This is a genomic window from Mesorhizobium sp. B2-6-2, assembly GCF_006440615.1.
Classification (GTDB): Bacteria; Pseudomonadota; Alphaproteobacteria; order Rhizobiales; family Rhizobiaceae; genus Mesorhizobium.
Map to the genome: position 1 here is coordinate 163,364 of NZ_VFUG01000002.1, position 14,655 is coordinate 178,018.

The following is a 14,655-nucleotide window of genomic DNA, read 5'->3' on the forward strand; positions in this document are numbered from 1 at the left end:
TCACGGCAAGTTTTAGGATAACCCAGATGCTTCTCATCCGCTGCCCCTATTGCGAGGAAGAGCGCCCGGAACTCGAGTTCCGCAATGCCGGCGAGGCGCATATCGCGCGCCCGACCAACATTGCCGCCGAGAGCGACGACGATTTCGAGAAATTCTTCTTCATCCGCGCCAACCCCAAGGGCGTCATCTATGAGCGCTGGCGGCACATCCATGGCTGCGCGCGCTTCTTCAACGCGGTGCGCGACACGGTCACCGACAGGTTCGTCATGACCTACAAGGCCGGCGAGCCGAAGCCTGCGAAGCTGCCCGGAGCCTCGAAATGAACGCCGCCTTCCGCATTTCCGGTGCCGGTCGCCTCAGCCAGGCGAAGACCGCCTCCTTCAGCTTCGACGACAAGCCGTATGTCGGCATCGAGGGCGACACGCTGGCCTCGGCGCTGCTCGCCAACGGCGTGCACCTGGTCGGGCGCTCGTTCAAATATCACCGTCCGCGCGGCTTCCTGTCGGCCGGCGCGGAAGAACCCAACGCGCTGGTGCAGATCGTGCGCGACGATGCGCGCAAGACGCCGAATGTGCGGGCGACAGTGCAGGAGCTCTTTGACGGGCTGACGGCCAACTCGCAGAACCGCTGGCCGTCGCTTGCCTTTGATGTCGGGGCCCTCAACGACCTTGCATCACCGATGTTTTCGGCCGGCTTCTACTACAAGACCTTCATGTGGCCGAAATGGGCCTGGAAGGACCTCTACGAGCCGAAGATCCGCGCTGCCGCGGGCCTCGGTGTTTCGCCGGACAAGCCGGATCCCGACCACTATGCCGCGCGCTACGCGCATTGCGAGGTGCTGGTGCTGGGCGGTGGCGCCGCCGGCATCGCGGCCGCGCTCGCTGCGGCCGAAACGGGCGTGCGGGTGATCCTCGCCGACGAGCAAGCCGAATTCGGCGGCAGCCTGCGCTTCGAGAGCGGCGCCAGGATCGACGGCCACGACGGCTATGCCTGGGCGAAAGCGGCGATCGCCAAGCTCAAGGCGATGGACAATGTGCGCGTGCTGTCGCGCACGACCGCCTTCGGCTATTACGCGCAGAACTTCGTCGGACTGGTCGAGCGGGTCAGCGACCATCTCAAGAGCCCGGGCCGGGAGCTTGCGCGAGAACGCCTGTGGCAGGTTCGCGCCAAGCGCGTCGTGATCGCCACCGGCGCCATCGAGCGCCACATGGTGTTCGCCAACAATGACCGTCCGGGTGTGATGCTTGCTTCAGCGGCGCGCATCTACCTCAACCAGTATGGCGTGGCGGTAGGCAGGAATGTCGGCGTCTATACGGCCAACGATTCCGCCTACGCCGCCGCGATCGACCTCAAGAAGGCCGGCATCAACATCGCGGCGATCATTGACCTGCGCGACAATCCGTCGGGGGCGGTGATCGACGAGGCGAGGGCGCTCGGCATCGAGATCAATTTCGGCCGCGCGGTGGTCAGCGCCGGCGGCAAATTGCGTGTGTCCTCGATGACCGTGCAGCCGAAGAATGGCGGCGGCGAGCGGACCATCCCGGTTGACGCGATCCTCATGTCGGCCGGCTGGACACCGTCGGTGCATCTGTTCTCGCAATCGCGCGGCAAGGTCGCATTCAACGACGAGACCAAGCGCTTCGTGCCGGGCACCTATGCGCAGGACTGCGTCTCGGTCGGCGCCTGCAACGGCACCGACGGGCTCGCCGCCTCAGTCGACGAGGCCTATGCGGCCGGCGCCAAGGCTGCGAAGGAGGCCGGCGGCAAGGTTGGCAAGGGCGGCAAGCCGAAGGTCGACGCCGGCGAGAGCTGGTCGCGCGGCATGCTGGGCGCCGCGCCCGGTGCCGGGCCGGGCACGACGGTCAAGGCCTTTGTCGATTTCCAGAACGATGTCACCGCCAAGGACATCCGCCAGGCGGTGCATGAAGGCATGCATTCGATCGAGCACGTCAAGCGCTTCACCACCAACGGCATGGCGACCGACCAGGGCAAGACGTCCAACATGCACGGCCTGGCGATAGCCGCCGAGACGCTCGGCAAGCCGATCCCGCAGGTCGGCCTCACCACCTTCCGCGCGCCTTACACGCCGGTGACGTTCGGCTCGATCGTCGGCCACGCGCGCGGCGCCTTGTTCGACCCGACCCGCCGCACGGCAACGCATGGCTGGGCGGCGTCGCACGGTGCGGTGTTCGAGGATGTCGGCCACTGGAAGCGCGCCTGGTATTTCCCCAAGGCGGGCGAGGACATGCATGCCGCCGTCGACCGCGAATGCGTGACGGTGCGCAAGGCCGCCGGCCTGTTCGACGCCTCCACGCTCGGCAAGATCGAGGTGGTCGGGCCGGACGCGGCGAAGTTCATGGAACTGCTCTACACCAATCCGTGGGAGAAGCTCGAAACCGGCCGCTGCCGTTACGGCATCATGCTGCGCGAGGACGGCTTCATCTATGACGACGGCGTCGTCGGCAGGCTGGCGTCCGATCGCTTCCATGTGACGACGACGACCGGCGGCGCGCCGCGCGTCATGAACCACATGGAGGACTACCTTCAGACCGAATTCCCGCACTTGAATGTCTGGCTGACCTCGATCACCGAGCAATGGGCGGTGATCGCGGTGCAGGGGCCCAAGTCACGCGAGATCATCGCGCCGCTGGTCGAAGGCATCGACATGTCGGACGAGGCGATGCCGCATATGTCGGTGCGCGAGGGCAAGATCTGCGGCGTGCCGACAAGGCTGTTCCGCATGTCCTTCACCGGCGAGCGCGGTTTCGAGGTCAACGTGCCGGCCGATTACGGCGAGGCCGTCTGGGAAGCGCTGTGGGCCGAAGGCCAGAAGCATGGCGCGACTGCCTACGGCACCGAGACGATGCACGTGCTGCGCGCCGAGAAGGGCTACATCATCGTCGGCCAGGACACCGACGGCACTGTGACGCCGAACGATGCCGGGCTCGACTGGGCGGTCGGCAAGAAGAAGACCGATTTCGTCGGCATCCGCGGCCTGACCCGGCCGGACCTTGTAGCCAAGGGCCGCAAGCAGCTGGTCGGCTTGAAGACCAGGGACCCGAAGGTCGTGCTGGAAGAGGGCGCGCAGATCGTCGCGGACCCGAAGCAATCAATCCCGATGAAGATGATCGGCCACGTCACCTCCAGCTATTGGTCGGAGAATTGCGGCCGCTCGATCGCGCTGGCGCTCGTCGCCGGCGGCCGCGACCGCATTGGCCAGACGCTCTACGTGCCGATGCCGAGCGGCACGATCGAGGTGGAAGTCACCGGCATGGTGTTCGTCGACGAGAAGGGAGAACGCCTCAATGGCTAAGGCCGCCGCCAAGACAAAAGCCGCCGCTGCTTCCGCCTTCGTCGAGCGTCGGCCCGCGCTTGCCGGCCGCACGCTGTCGGCGCCGGGCGTCAAGGTCGAGATACTGCCGCCGGCCGAACGCATCTCGCTGCGCGCGCCGCAAGCTTCGCTTGCCGCGCTTTCCAAGGCGCTCGGCCTCACGCTGCCGACAATGCCCAAGGCTTCGGCGACCAAGGACGGGCGCACGGCGCTGTGGCTCGGGCCCGACGAATGGATGATCATCGACGAGGCGGGCAAGGATCCGTTCGCCGATTGCGCCAAGGTGACGGCGCTGCATTCGGCGGTCGGCATCTCGCACCGCAATGTCGGGATCTCCGTTATCGGGCCGGCGGCCGCGGCGACGGTCAATTCGGGTTGCCCGCAGGACCTGTCGCTCGAGGCTTTCCCGGTCGGTGCTGCCTCGCGCACCATTCTCGGCAAATCCGAGATCGTGCTGCTGCGCAGCGCGGGCGATGCGTTCCGGGTGGAATGCTGGCGTTCCTTCTCGGACTATGTCTTTACTCTGCTTTCGGAAGCGGCGGGCGACGCGGCGAACTGAGCTTCGCGGCGTCGGTTCCAAGGAACCATCGCCAGTCCATGCCGTTTCTGCGGCTTGCGAGGGAGATTGCCGATGCCGTCCAAATCCGCGCCGAAGTCATCCAAGAAGACAGCTGCAGTCCGTTCGCTGGAGCAGGAGCGGCGCCACGAGGTCGAGGAAGAGGAACTCGAGGAAGGCCTCGAGGACACATTTCCGGCCAGCGATCCGGTATCGATCACCGGCACTTCCATCCCCGGCGGGCCGGCAAAGCAGAGTAAGGCCAAGACTGCCGCAGGAACGAAACCGCGCAAGAAATAGGCTCGAGCAGGTCCTCAGGGGCGCGGGCAGAAACGAAAAAGGGCGGCCAAATGCCGCCCGTTTTCGTTCGAAGTCTTGCCAATAGTTGTCAGAGGCCGGGCACGAACCAGGGGCTGACATCGATGCCGAGCCGCGGGCTCTTCGTCGTCTTGGCGGCGTCGGCCTTTTCGACCGAACCGGTCGAGGTGCAGTCGAGCTTCACGCTGGCGTTGGTCTGGGCGCAAGCCGCGGGGGCGTGCTTGGCCGGCTGGCTTGCGCCAGCGAAAGCGGTACCCGAGAAAGCCAGCACGGTGGCGAGAGCAAGGATGGTCTTCTTCATTTTCCGTCTCCAGTCAATCTTTTTCGTACACGTACGATACGACGTACAAATACGGTTAATAGAGTCGGAATTCAAGGAGGAATCTGTAGGTGTACGACAAATTTTTTTGAACACCGGAATTCGGCGCCGCAAATCAAGCGAAGCGGTGCAACCCGACGATCAAAGAGATCAGCAGTTGACGGGCGTTGCGGTCAGCGGCGGAATATCCTGCGCCTGCAACCCCGCCAGCGTGAAATCGCACATGCGCTTCACATAGGCCTGGGCGTCGCCGAACGGATAGAAGGGAAAGGTGATCAAGAGCGAAATCGTGCCGTGGCCCACGGTCCACAGCATGGTGGCGATGGCGCGCGGGTCGCCCTTGAGCCTGCCGGCGGCAACACAGGCCTCGACGCGTTTGATCAGCACCTTCATGGCCGGATTGCCTTCTTCCATTTCCGCGTAGCTGCGTCCTTCGGGCAGCTTGGTCTTCTCGGTCATGAAGACGGTGCGGTATTCATTGGGATTGCCGAGCCCGAAGGCAGCATATTCGGTCATCACCGCCTTGAGCGCCTCGATCGGATCGTCCGCGGGATGCTCCTCGATGCGCCGCGCGAGCGTTTCGAAGGCGTCTTCGGCGAGCGCGAACAGAATGTCCTGCTTGTCGGCGAAATAGGAATAGACGGACATCGGCGCATAGCCGACCCGCTTGGCGAGCTTGCGGATCGTCAGGCCCTCATAGCCTTCTTCCTGGACCAGCTTGTGAGCCGCCGCGACCAGTTCGGAGCGAAGCTCCGCCTTCTGTTTTTCGCGGCGTTTCTGAACGCTCAACGCCAATATGCGCCTGCCTTTGTGATTGGTTGCCTGACGAAATTATATACGCTGTACGGAAACGGACAAGAGAGCCCCCGGTTCCCTTGCGTACGCTCTCCGTTTTAACGCAATCCGGATGGAAAACCGCTAAGGCACTTTTCCTGGAATTGCTCAGATGGCGCCAATGCCGCCGTCGAGCGCCAGAGCGTGGCCGGTCATGAAGGAATTGGCCGGGTCGGCGAGGAACAGGATGCCGGTGGTGATCTCGTCGACCTCGCCGACACGCTTCATCGGCACGCCGCGCGTGAGCTCGGCCATCGCTTCAGCTTCGGGCGCTCCGGTAAAACGCACGAAGCCGTCGACCATCGCGGTGCGGGTGTGAGCCGGGCAGACCGCGTTGATGCGTATGCCCTTGCTGGCATATTCCACGGCAGCCGAGCGCGTCAGCCCGACGACGCCGTGCTTGGCGGCGGCATAGACCGACAGCTTCGGCGCGCCTGAGAGGCCGGCGACCGAGGCGATGTTGACGATGACGCCGCCCTTGCCGCTTTCCCTGAATTGCCGTTCCAACTGAGGAATCTGATGTTTCATGGCATAGAAGACGCCGAGCAGGTCGACCTCCACCACGCGGCGCGCTTCCTCCGAGGTGACCTGCGGCAGGCGTACGAAGGAGTGGACAATGCCGGCATTGTTGACGGCGATATCGAGCCGGCCGAATTTTTGCACGGCAAGCTCCACCAAACTCTCCGAGAGCTTTTCGTCGGCAATGTTGCCGGCAAGGTGAGCCGTCTCCGCGTCGAGCGTTGCGGCGAAATCGCCAAGCGCAGACTCGTCGAGGTCGGACAGAACGAGCCGAGCCCCTTCCGCGGCGAAGGCCTTTGCCGCGCCGCTGCCGAGACCGCCGGTCGCGCCGGTGATCAGCACCGTCATTCCATCGAAACGGCCCATTGCCCGGCTCCTCCGCGTTCAGCTGTTCTCGTCAATCAGTTCCACCGCGAGCGCGGCGAGCAGTTTTACCGCCTGGCCGTAGGTCCTTGCCTTCTCCGGATTGGAGGCGTTGCCGTCCAGCACGCGGCGGTAGACGCCCTGGCAGATCGCCGCCAGCCGGAAGAAGGAGAAGGCGAGGAAGAAGGTCCAGTTGTCGATCTTCTCGATGCCGCGCCGTTTGCAGTAGGCCTCGACATAGGCTTCCTCGGTAGGCAGGCCGGCAGCGGCGCGGTCGATGCCGCCGAGGCCGCGAAAGCCCGAGGCATGCGGCAGCCGCCATTGCATGCATTGATAGGCAAGGTCGGCGAAGGGATGCCCGAGCGTCGACAGCTCCCAGTCGAGCAGCGCGATGATCTCCGGCGCGCCCGGCGCGAACATCATGTTGTCCAGCCGGTAGTCGCCATGGACAAGCGAGACGCGGCCGTCATCGGCAGGCATATGCGTTTCGAGCCACGCAATCAGCCTGTCCATGTCGGCTATGGTTTCGGTTTCGGAGGCCTTGTACTGGCTGGTCCAGCGCGCGAGCTGGCGCTCGAAATAGCTGCCGGGCCTGCCGAAATCGCCAAGACCGACGGCGTCCACATCGATATCGTGCAAGGCGGCGAGCGTCGCATTCATGGCATCGTAAATCGCGGCGCGCTCGTCATTGCCGGATGCGTCCGGCAGCGACGGATCCCAGAAGATGCGGCCGTCGAGATATTCCATGACGTAGAACATGCGGCCGATCGGGGAGTCCTCGCCGGAAAGATGCAGCATGCGCGGCACCGGCACCGCCGTGCCGGCAAGCGCCTGCATCACCCGGAATTCCCGGTCGACCTGATGCGCGGATTTCAGCAACTGTCCCGGCGGCTTGGCGCGCAGCACGTAGCGTCCGCTGGCGGCGGTCAAAAGATAGGTCGGATTGGACTGCCCGGACTTGAATTTTTCAATCGCGGACAGGCCGGCAAAACCCGGGATATGCGCCTCGAGGTAGGGCGCAAGCGTCGCCTGGTCTATGGCACCGGCCTCGCCGCTCATGCGTTCTCGGATTGGCGCTCAATCAGCGTCAAGGTCAGCCAGCGCGCCGTCAGCGCCGGCTTCTTCGAGCCCTCGATCTCGATGGTCACGTCATGTGCGGTCTGCACCCAGCCGGACGGCCTGACCTTGACGTCCGCCAGCACGAACCGGGTGCGGATGCGCGAACCCGTCTTCACCGGCGCCAGGAAACGCAGCGTGTCGAAGCCGTGATTGACGCCCATCTTGGTGTTTTCCAGTGGCGGCATGGTCTCAAAGGTCATTGCCGACAAAAGCGACAGCGACAGGAAGCCATGCGCGATGGTGCCGCCGAACGGCGTCTCGCGCTCGGCGCGCTCCGGATCGCAATGGATGAACTGGTGGTCGTCGGTCGCATCGGCGAACTGATCGATCATGCGCTGCGTCACCGTTCGCCAGGGCGAGACGCCGACCTCCTTGCCGACGCTTGCCAGAAGCGTATCGAGACTGATCGGTTCCACACTGATGTCCTCCGCAACCCGCCCGGATCGCGATTCCTCGAACCGGGCACCTTATTCCTTGAACAAAGTCATGCCATGCTGCACCGACTGGCCGCCGTCGATAGGCAGGATGGCGCCGGTGACATAGCTTCCGGCTCGGCTGCACAAATAAAGCGTTGCGCCGGCAATGTCATCCGCCACGCCGATGCGGCCGAGCGGAACATGGTTACCGACATGTCTCGCCTGCTCCGCGGTCGCGGTGGCAAAGGCCGTCATGCGGCTCTGAAAAGGGCCGGGCGCAAAGGCGTTGACGGTGATGCGGCGGGCGGCGAACTCGATCGCCAGCGTGCGCGTCAAATGATGCACCGCCGCTTTCGAAGCAGCATAGGAATAGGCGTCGTCGGCCAGCGGCTGGGTGCCCATCACCGAGCCAAGATTGATGACGCGGGCAGGATCCTCGTCGCTCGCGGCGACATCGAGAAGCGGCAAGAGCTCCCGCGTCAAATGGAAGACGGCGGTGACGTTGACGCCGAACACCTTGGCCCAGGCGTGGTAGGGGAAATCCTGCAGCGGCGCGCCCCAGGAAATGCCGGCGTTGTTGACCAGGATGTGCAGGCGTTCCGTGCGCGCCTTGACCTCGGCGACTAAAGCGGCGATGCCCGCTTCGCTGGACACGTCGCCGGCAAAGCCCTCGGCATGGCCCGAGCCGCCAAGCGCGTTCAATTCGTTGGCGACTTTCGCGCAATCCTCACCCTTGCGCGAGGCGATCATCACCTGCGCGCCGGCGCGTACCAGCCCGGTCGCCACCATGCGGCCGATGCCGGTCGCCGCACCGGTCACCAGCGCGGTCTTGCCGGCGACCGAGAACAGCTTGTCCAGATAGCTCATCGTGTTTCTCCGCATCCGGCCGGCCGGGACTCGCCCAAGGACTCGCGTTGACAAGGCTAGCCGAAGTACGGTCATCCTTGCCACGCGTAAAGATTTATCTTCGGAAAGGCCGGAAGCGATGACGGACATGAATCTCGGCATGACCGAGCGGCTGAAGCCAATCCATCAGCGCGTGGCGGCGATGGTGCGCGACGAGATCGCGCCGCTCGGCGAAGAGTTCCTCGCCGAAGTCGGCAAGAATGGCGACCGCTGGGCCTATACGGCCAGGCAGATGGAAATCCTGCAAGGCCTGAAGAAGACGGCGCGGGAGCGCGGGCTGTGGAACTTCTGGCTCACTGATTCCAAGCGCGGCTACGGCCTTTCCACCGTCGAATACGCCTATCTGGCCGAAGAGATGGGCAAGGCACATCTCGGCGCCGAGACCTTCAACTGCTCGGCGCCCGACACCGGCAACATGGAGGTGCTGGAGCGTTACGGATCGGAAGCGCACAAGCGCGACTGGCTGGAGCCGTTGCTCGAGGGGAAAATACGCTCGGCCTATCTGATGACCGAGCCGGACGTCGCCTCCTCTGACGCCACCAACATTTCGATGCGCTGCGAACGGCAAGGCGATGACTATGTGCTGAACGGCGAGAAATGGTGGGCTTCCGGAGCCGGCGATCCGCGCTGCGCCATCTATATCGTCATGGTCAGGACCGGCTCGGACGAGGATCCGCGACATCGCCGGCATTCGATGATCCTGGTGCCCTCCGACAGCAAGGGCATCGCCAAGCTGCGGCCCATGCAGGTCTATGGCGATGACGACGCGCCGCATGGGCATATGCATCTGAGATTCGACAACGTCCGGGTGCCGGCGGCGAACCTGATCCTCGGCGAGGGCAGGGGGTTCGAGATCGCGCAGGGGCGGCTCGGGCCTGGCCGCATCCATCACTGCATGCGCGCGATCGGCCAGGCCGAGATGGCGCTGGAGATGCTGTGCCAACGCTCGGTGCGGCGCGAGGCCTTCGGCCAGCCGCTGGCAAAGCTCGGCGCCAATTTCGACATCATCGCCGAATGCCGGATGGAGATCGAGATGGCGAGGCTCTTATGCCTCAAGGCTGCCTGGATGATCGATCAGGGGGACACTCGCGCCGCCGCGCCCTGGATCAGCCAGATCAAGGTGGTGGCGCCGCGCGTCGCGCTGAAAGTCACGGACGAGGCGGTGCAGATGTTCGGCGCGCAAGGCATCAGCCAGGACACGCCGCTCGCCCGCTCGTGGGCGCATTTGAGGACGCTGCGGCTGGCCGACGGGCCGGACGCGGTGCACCGGCGGCAGGTGGCGCGCACGGAACTGAAGAAATACACGCAGGAGAAGGTCTGACGGCCATGACGCTTCCTTCGCAAATGCAGGGCCTGCTGCTTGTCGGCGACGGTTACACCAGGACGCCGTCGGCGGCCGCGCTCGAGGCGATGGAGGCTTACCTCCAGCCCGGCAGCATTGCGGTGCCGGCGCCCGGGCCGTCGCAGGCGCTGGTCAAGGTCAGCCTCGCCTCGATCAACCCGTCCGACATCGCCTTCATCAAGGGCCAGTACGGCCAGCCGCGGGTAAAGGGCCGGCCGGCGGGCTTCGAAGGCGTCGGCATCGTCGTCGCCACGGGCGACGATCCCTATGCAAGGAGCCTTGCAGGGAAACGCGTCGCCTTTGCCACCGGCGTGTCGAACTGGGGCGCATGGGCGGATTATGCGGTTGCCGAGGCCGCGTCCTGCATTCCGCTTCTCGACACCGTGCGCGATGAGGACGGCGCAGCGATGATCGTCAATCCGCTGACGGCCTTGGCCATGTTCGACATCGTCAGGGAGGAGGGCGAAAAATCCTTCATCATGACCGCGGGCGCCAGCCAGCTCAGCAAGCTGATCATCGGGTTGGCGAAGGAGGAAGGTTTCCGCCCGATCGTCACCGTGCGTCGCGACGAGCAGATCCCGCTTTTGAAGGAGCTCGGCGCCGCCCATGTGCTCAACGAGAAAGCGGCGGATTTCGAGGCGGCGTTGCGCGAGGCGATGAAGACCGAGCAGCCGCGCATCTTCCTCGACGCGGTCACCGGCCCGCTGGCTTCGACCGTCTTCAATGCCATGCCGAAACGCGCGCGCTGGATCGTCTATGGAAGGCTCGGCGCCGAGCCGACGGTGATCCGCGAGCCCGGCCAACTGATCTTCCAGCACAAGCGCGTCGAAGGGTTCTGGCTGGCCGAATGGATGCGCCAGTTCCGCGACAGGCTGGGCCCGGCGGTGCTGGAAGCGCAGAAGCGCTTTTCCGATGGACGCTGGTCGACCGACGTCACCGCGGTCGTGCCGCTCGACGAAGCGATGGCGAGGCTGCCGGCCGAGCTCGCCAAGCCAAACGGAAAGGTGTTCATCAGGCCGTGAGGCAATCCGAGCGCCGATCGCAGCCGTTCAGACCAGACCAATGCCTTGAACACAAAGCTGTGATCGACCAGACGGCGGCGGAAAAAAGCCGCTGTTGCGCCGTCCTTGCGCCGGTAACAGCCACGTTCGGATGTTTTATTCCATTCGATGTGATATCTCGCCGGCGGTGGAAAACCAGGCGGCGATGGGAAAGCCGTCCTGGTCGGAACGCGGGGTGCGCTATGATGGTAACCAAGCCGGTTTTCGACCGTTTGGGGCTTTGGCTTTGGGCCGGGTCGTTTCTGCTTGTGCTTGGTCTGGCGCTATGGTCGCCCGATGCGCGTTCGGTGGTCCATATCTACAGGCATGGCAGTGAAGCTTTTCTGGATCGCCAGCCGCTGTATCAGGTCGAAGTTGCCATGGGGTATCTATACGCTCCCGCCTTCGCCGTCCTCTATGTTCCCCTGCTGAAGCTCGGGCCCTATCTGGGCAATATTTTGTGGCACGTGCTGGGCTTCGGCGTCCTGACGTTTGCCGCAATGCGTCAGGTGCGCAAGCTTGGCGGCGAGGAGCAGACATGGCTGCTGTCCTTGGGTCTTTTTCTTGCCTTGCCGATGGCGCTGGCAGCGCTTCGCAATGGCCAGGCGACGATCCTGCTCACGGGGGCGTGCTGGTTTCTCACGCGGTCGGCAGTTGAGGGGCGCCGGGCCGAAACCTTCTTCTGGGCCATGCTTGCGATCATTGCCAAGCCGACCGCGATCATCATGCTGCTTCTGACGGGGGCGCTGCGTCCCCGGCTGATACCGGTGCTGGTGCTGGCGGTGCTCGTTGCGCTCGCCATACCCTATGGCTTTGCGTCGACCGGCTACGTCAACGCGCAATATCATGATTTCTTCCAGCTTCTGACTTCGATGACGGTGGACCCGACCGGCCCCTTCATTCCGGCCGACTTCACAGCGCCTTTCATGCGATTTGGCATCCCGATTTCCGAGTTTGACGCGACGATCATGCGCGTTGTCGCGGGTTTGCTCACGCTTTGGCTGGTGCTCCAGCTCGATCGTAGGCTTGACGCGAACATCAGCGGACTCGCCGTCTTCCTCGCCGCGGCATTCTACATGTGCGTCTTCAATCCGCGGGTCGAGCAGAACACCTACGCCATGGTGGCGGTGCCTGCCGGTGTCTCCATCGCCTTGCTTTGGCGGGAGAAAGGAGCCAGGGCCATGTGCTGGTTTTTGGCCACGCTTCTCTTCGTCACCGGACTGACCAGTGTCGACCTGCGACTGCACGATTTCTTCCACCTATGGTTCCGGCCGATCAGCATCAGCATAATTGCCTGCGTGCTCGTCGGCTGGTTCTGGACGCAAGACAAACAGAAGGCGCCCGCCGCCGGAGCCGTCGCGCATGGCTGAGATGCTCGACATCATCGCGCCGTTCTTCAACGAGGCCGAATCCGCCATCGCGTTTGTCGGGCTGCTCGACAGGCTGGAAGTGGCTGTGGCGGAGCGCTTCGGCATGACGGTCCGCAAGATACTCGTCGACGACGGCAGCCGCGACGGCAGCGCCGAGACGTTCGCGGCCGCGCTCTCCGGCTCCTGGGAGATCGTGCGGCTCAGCCGCAATTTCGGCAAGGAAGCGGCGGTGCTCGCCGGGCTCGATCATTCCCGTGGCGACATGGTCCTGATCATGGACTCCGACCTCCAGCATTCCACGGATATCAGCTTGAGGATGATCGGCGAGCTGGTCGAGCATCCGCAGATCGATGTCGTCTACGCGCAGAACGACCGGCGCGAGGGGAGCTGGCGGCGCAGCCAGCTGGCGCGGCTTTTCTACAGGCTGATCAACAGCAGCCAGCGCTTCGATATTCCCGAGAATGCCGGAGATTTCCGTGTCATGCGCGGCGCGGTGGCGCGTGCCTTGACCAGCGTGCGCGACAAGCGCCGCTTCAACAAAGGTCTGTTCGCCTGGGCCGGCTTCCGCCAGAAGGCTGTGCTTTACTCGCCGGAAAACCGCCGCGGCGGCACGTCGAAATGGACCAGGTTCAACCTGATCGCGTTCTCGCTTGAAGGGTTCACCTCGTTTTCCGTGATCCCGCTGCGCGTCATCAGCCTCATTGGATTGCTCGCGGCATTCGCAGGCCTGGCCTATGGCGTGAAGGTGCTCTTCGAGGTGCTGTTCTATGGCATCGCCGTGCCTGGCTACCCCAGCATCATGGTCGCCGTCGTGCTTTTTGGAGGCCTCAACCTGGCGCTGCTCGGCCTGATCGGCGAGTATGTCTGGGTCACGCTCAGCGAAAGCAAGGACCGGCCCGTCTATATCGTGCGCGACGTGCTGCATGGCAATGCCGCCGAGCAGGTTGCTCCGGGCAAATGACCCGGCCGATCCGCCTGATTGCCGATGATTACGGGCTTGCGCCGGGAGTATCGAGCGCGATCCTCGACCTCATCGAGCGCGGCCGCCTGACCGGGACCAGTTGCATGACCGGGTTTGCCGAATGGGAAGAGGCGGCGGCGCGCATCAGGCCGTTGCGTCAACGGGCCGCCATCGGGCTGCACCTGACCCTCACCGATCAGATAGCCGCAACCGGTTCGTCCAGCCTGGCGCCAGACGGCAAATTGCCTGGCCTTGCCTCTCTTGCGCTGCCGGTGCGGCGCGGGCGCATCGACGAGCGGGACGTTCATGCCGAGCTCGACGCCCAGTACGACCGCTTCACCGAAGCGCTGGCTGGCCCGCCCGATCACATCGACGGGCACCAGCACGTGCATTTTCTTCCCATGGTACGGAATTGGTTGCTTGCCCGGTTTGAAGGCAGCGCACACAAGCCGGCGCTGCGCGGCGCGCCCGGACTTGCCGGCCTGGACGCTGCGGCCAAGATCGCGGCGATCGCCACGCTGGCCGCGGGCTTCAACAGGTCGATGCAGCGGGCCGGCTTTAACGTGATGACGCCGCTCTGCGGCATCTATGACTGGCGGCAGCCGCAAAAATTTGCTCCGACGCTGCGCGCGGTGGTCGACACCTTGCCCGAACAAGGGGTGTTCATGTGCCATCCGGGCCATGTCGACGCTATCTTGTGTGAGCGAGACCCGATGCAGGGCGCGCGTGAGGTCGAGTTCACGATTCTGAGTTCTGAGGATTTCGGCGCCAGCCTCGAACGGGCCGGAGTGCGCGTCAGGGACGGCAAAGCGTGAGCGCCGGCCAGCCGCGGCGTTCGACCGGCAACAAGATCGTCCGCTTCGCCTTGGTCGGCCTGGTCAACACCGGTATCGATCTCGCCGCATTCTTCGTGCTGCTCAAGCTCGCGGCGCCGGCTTTGGCCGCCAATGTCGGCGCATGGTTCGTCGCGGTGCTCTTCTCCTTCGTGGCGAACGGCTTCTGGTCGTTCGAACGGGACCCGGGCATCCGGCTGCACCATTCCTTCCTGCGCTTCGTCTCACTCGGAGCGCTGATTTCGCTCGGCGTTTCGAGCCTGTCGATCGCCGCACTGGCGGGGGTTGTCGGCGTCTGGCCGGCCAAGATCATCGGCGTCGTGGTCGCCGCCGTGCTGAACTTTTTGGCAGCACGCTGGTCGATCGAGGGCAGGATCGCAAAGTAGCTGCTCGGCCGGCTCCGCATTGATATAGGCGGCTTAAAGACG

16 protein-coding genes are annotated in these 14,655 nt (G+C 64.3%); 10 read left to right on the forward strand and 6 right to left on the reverse strand.

The window, feature by feature from the left end; translation table 11 throughout:
- The first annotated feature begins 26 nt into the window (after nt 1–26).
- From FJ419_RS06185 to FJ419_RS06200, 4 genes are all read left to right on the forward strand, one after another.
- Nucleotides 27–323, forward strand: a complete 297-nt coding sequence (locus FJ419_RS06185) for a sarcosine oxidase subunit delta (RefSeq protein WP_140541913.1) — start codon at nt 27–29, stop codon at nt 321–323.
- Entirely contained in the window at nt 320–3,313 is a 2,994-nt protein-coding gene (locus tag FJ419_RS06190; protein ID WP_140688524.1) for a sarcosine oxidase subunit alpha, read from the forward strand. Before FJ419_RS06185 ends, FJ419_RS06190 begins: the two co-directional genes overlap by 4 nt.
- Nucleotides 3,306–3,890: a sarcosine oxidase subunit gamma gene (locus tag FJ419_RS06195; protein ID WP_140688526.1), complete on the forward strand. Its 585-nt coding sequence runs from the start codon at nt 3,306–3,308 to the stop codon at nt 3,888–3,890. Before FJ419_RS06190 ends, FJ419_RS06195 begins: the two co-directional genes overlap by 8 nt.
- Before the next feature lie 72 nt (nt 3,891–3,962).
- Nucleotides 3,963–4,187 (forward strand): hypothetical protein, encoded by a 225-nt coding sequence (locus FJ419_RS06200; RefSeq protein ID WP_140541910.1) that lies wholly within the window; start codon nt 3,963–3,965, stop codon nt 4,185–4,187.
- 88 nt (nt 4,188–4,275) lie between these two features.
- On the opposite strand, the gene FJ419_RS06205 is transcribed toward FJ419_RS06200, so the two are convergent.
- The 6 genes from FJ419_RS06205 to FJ419_RS06230 form a co-directional block, all read right to left on the reverse strand.
- Entirely contained in the window at nt 4,276–4,506 is a 231-nt protein-coding gene (locus tag FJ419_RS06205; RefSeq protein WP_140632562.1) for a DUF680 domain-containing protein, read from the reverse strand.
- A gap of 168 nt (nt 4,507–4,674) precedes the next feature.
- Nucleotides 4,675–5,319, reverse strand: coding sequence for a TetR/AcrR family transcriptional regulator (locus FJ419_RS06210; protein ID WP_140688528.1), 645 nt, complete (start codon nt 5,317–5,319; stop codon nt 4,675–4,677).
- A 147-nt stretch (nt 5,320–5,466) separates the two neighbouring features.
- Nucleotides 5,467–6,243: an SDR family oxidoreductase gene (locus tag FJ419_RS06215; protein WP_140688530.1), complete on the reverse strand. Its 777-nt coding sequence runs from the start codon at nt 6,241–6,243 to the stop codon at nt 5,467–5,469.
- Nucleotides 6,244–6,261: 18 nt separating this feature from the next.
- Nucleotides 6,262–7,299: a phosphotransferase family protein gene (locus FJ419_RS06220; RefSeq protein ID WP_140688532.1), complete on the reverse strand. Its 1,038-nt coding sequence runs from the start codon at nt 7,297–7,299 to the stop codon at nt 6,262–6,264.
- Nucleotides 7,296–7,781, reverse strand: coding sequence for a MaoC family dehydratase (locus FJ419_RS06225; RefSeq protein ID WP_281405819.1), 486 nt, complete (start codon nt 7,779–7,781; stop codon nt 7,296–7,298). Before FJ419_RS06225 ends, FJ419_RS06220 begins: the two co-directional genes overlap by 4 nt.
- Before the next feature lie 45 nt (nt 7,782–7,826).
- Nucleotides 7,827–8,642 carry an SDR family oxidoreductase gene (locus FJ419_RS06230; RefSeq protein WP_140688539.1) on the reverse strand — a complete coding sequence of 272 codons (816 nt, stop codon included), beginning with the start codon at nt 8,640–8,642 and terminating at the stop codon, nt 7,827–7,829.
- A 118-nt stretch (nt 8,643–8,760) separates the two neighbouring features.
- Between FJ419_RS06230 and FJ419_RS06235 the strand changes: the two genes are divergently transcribed.
- The 6 genes from FJ419_RS06235 (at nt 8,761) to FJ419_RS06260 (ending at nt 14,613) form a co-directional block, all read left to right on the forward strand.
- Entirely contained in the window at nt 8,761–10,002 is a 1,242-nt protein-coding gene (locus FJ419_RS06235) for an acyl-CoA dehydrogenase family protein (RefSeq protein ID WP_140688542.1), read from the forward strand.
- A 5-nt stretch (nt 10,003–10,007) separates the two neighbouring features.
- The gene (locus FJ419_RS06240; RefSeq protein ID WP_140541902.1) at nt 10,008–11,045 is read left to right on the forward strand and encodes a zinc-binding dehydrogenase; all 1,038 of its coding nucleotides are present in this window, start codon (nt 10,008–10,010) and stop codon (nt 11,043–11,045) included.
- Nucleotides 11,046–11,266: 221 nt separating this feature from the next.
- Nucleotides 11,267–12,433 (forward strand): glycosyltransferase 87 family protein, encoded by a 1,167-nt coding sequence (locus tag FJ419_RS06245; protein ID WP_140688544.1) that lies wholly within the window; start codon nt 11,267–11,269, stop codon nt 12,431–12,433.
- Complete coding sequence (locus FJ419_RS06250) at nt 12,426–13,394, forward strand: glycosyltransferase family 2 protein (RefSeq protein ID WP_140688546.1); 969 nt, start codon at nt 12,426–12,428, stop codon at nt 13,392–13,394. Before FJ419_RS06245 ends, FJ419_RS06250 begins: the two co-directional genes overlap by 8 nt.
- Nucleotides 13,391–14,209 (forward strand): ChbG/HpnK family deacetylase, encoded by an 819-nt coding sequence (locus FJ419_RS06255; RefSeq protein ID WP_140688548.1) that lies wholly within the window; start codon nt 13,391–13,393, stop codon nt 14,207–14,209. Before FJ419_RS06250 ends, FJ419_RS06255 begins: the two co-directional genes overlap by 4 nt.
- A complete protein-coding gene (locus tag FJ419_RS06260; RefSeq protein WP_140688550.1) occupies nt 14,206–14,613 on the forward strand; it encodes a GtrA family protein in 408 nt (135 codons plus the stop codon). Before FJ419_RS06255 ends, FJ419_RS06260 begins: the two co-directional genes overlap by 4 nt.
- Nucleotides 14,614–14,655 lie beyond the last annotated feature (42 nt).

Coding starts and splice junctions, on each gene's coding strand:
- FJ419_RS06235 (WP_140688542.1), top strand. CDS start 8,761: ATGACGGACATGAATCTCGGCATGACCGAGCGGCTGAAGCCAATCCAT.
- FJ419_RS06205 (WP_140632562.1), bottom strand. CDS start 4,506: ATGAAGAAGACCATCCTTGCTCTCGCCACCGTGCTGGCTTTCTCGGGT.
- FJ419_RS06200 (WP_140541910.1), top strand. CDS start 3,963: ATGCCGTCCAAATCCGCGCCGAAGTCATCCAAGAAGACAGCTGCAGTC.
- FJ419_RS06190 (WP_140688524.1), top strand. CDS start 320: ATGAACGCCGCCTTCCGCATTTCCGGTGCCGGTCGCCTCAGCCAGGCG.
- FJ419_RS06215 (WP_140688530.1), bottom strand. CDS start 6,243: ATGGGCCGTTTCGATGGAATGACGGTGCTGATCACCGGCGCGACCGGC.
- FJ419_RS06245 (WP_140688544.1), top strand. CDS start 11,267: ATGATGGTAACCAAGCCGGTTTTCGACCGTTTGGGGCTTTGGCTTTGG.
- FJ419_RS06250 (WP_140688546.1), top strand. CDS start 12,426: ATGGCTGAGATGCTCGACATCATCGCGCCGTTCTTCAACGAGGCCGAA.
- FJ419_RS06220 (WP_140688532.1), bottom strand. CDS start 7,299: ATGAGCGGCGAGGCCGGTGCCATAGACCAGGCGACGCTTGCGCCCTAC.
- FJ419_RS06230 (WP_140688539.1), bottom strand. CDS start 8,642: ATGAGCTATCTGGACAAGCTGTTCTCGGTCGCCGGCAAGACCGCGCTG.
- FJ419_RS06255 (WP_140688548.1), top strand. CDS start 13,391: ATGACCCGGCCGATCCGCCTGATTGCCGATGATTACGGGCTTGCGCCG.
- FJ419_RS06240 (WP_140541902.1), top strand. CDS start 10,008: ATGACGCTTCCTTCGCAAATGCAGGGCCTGCTGCTTGTCGGCGACGGT.
- FJ419_RS06185 (WP_140541913.1), top strand. CDS start 27: ATGCTTCTCATCCGCTGCCCCTATTGCGAGGAAGAGCGCCCGGAACTC.
- FJ419_RS06195 (WP_140688526.1), top strand. CDS start 3,306: ATGGCTAAGGCCGCCGCCAAGACAAAAGCCGCCGCTGCTTCCGCCTTC.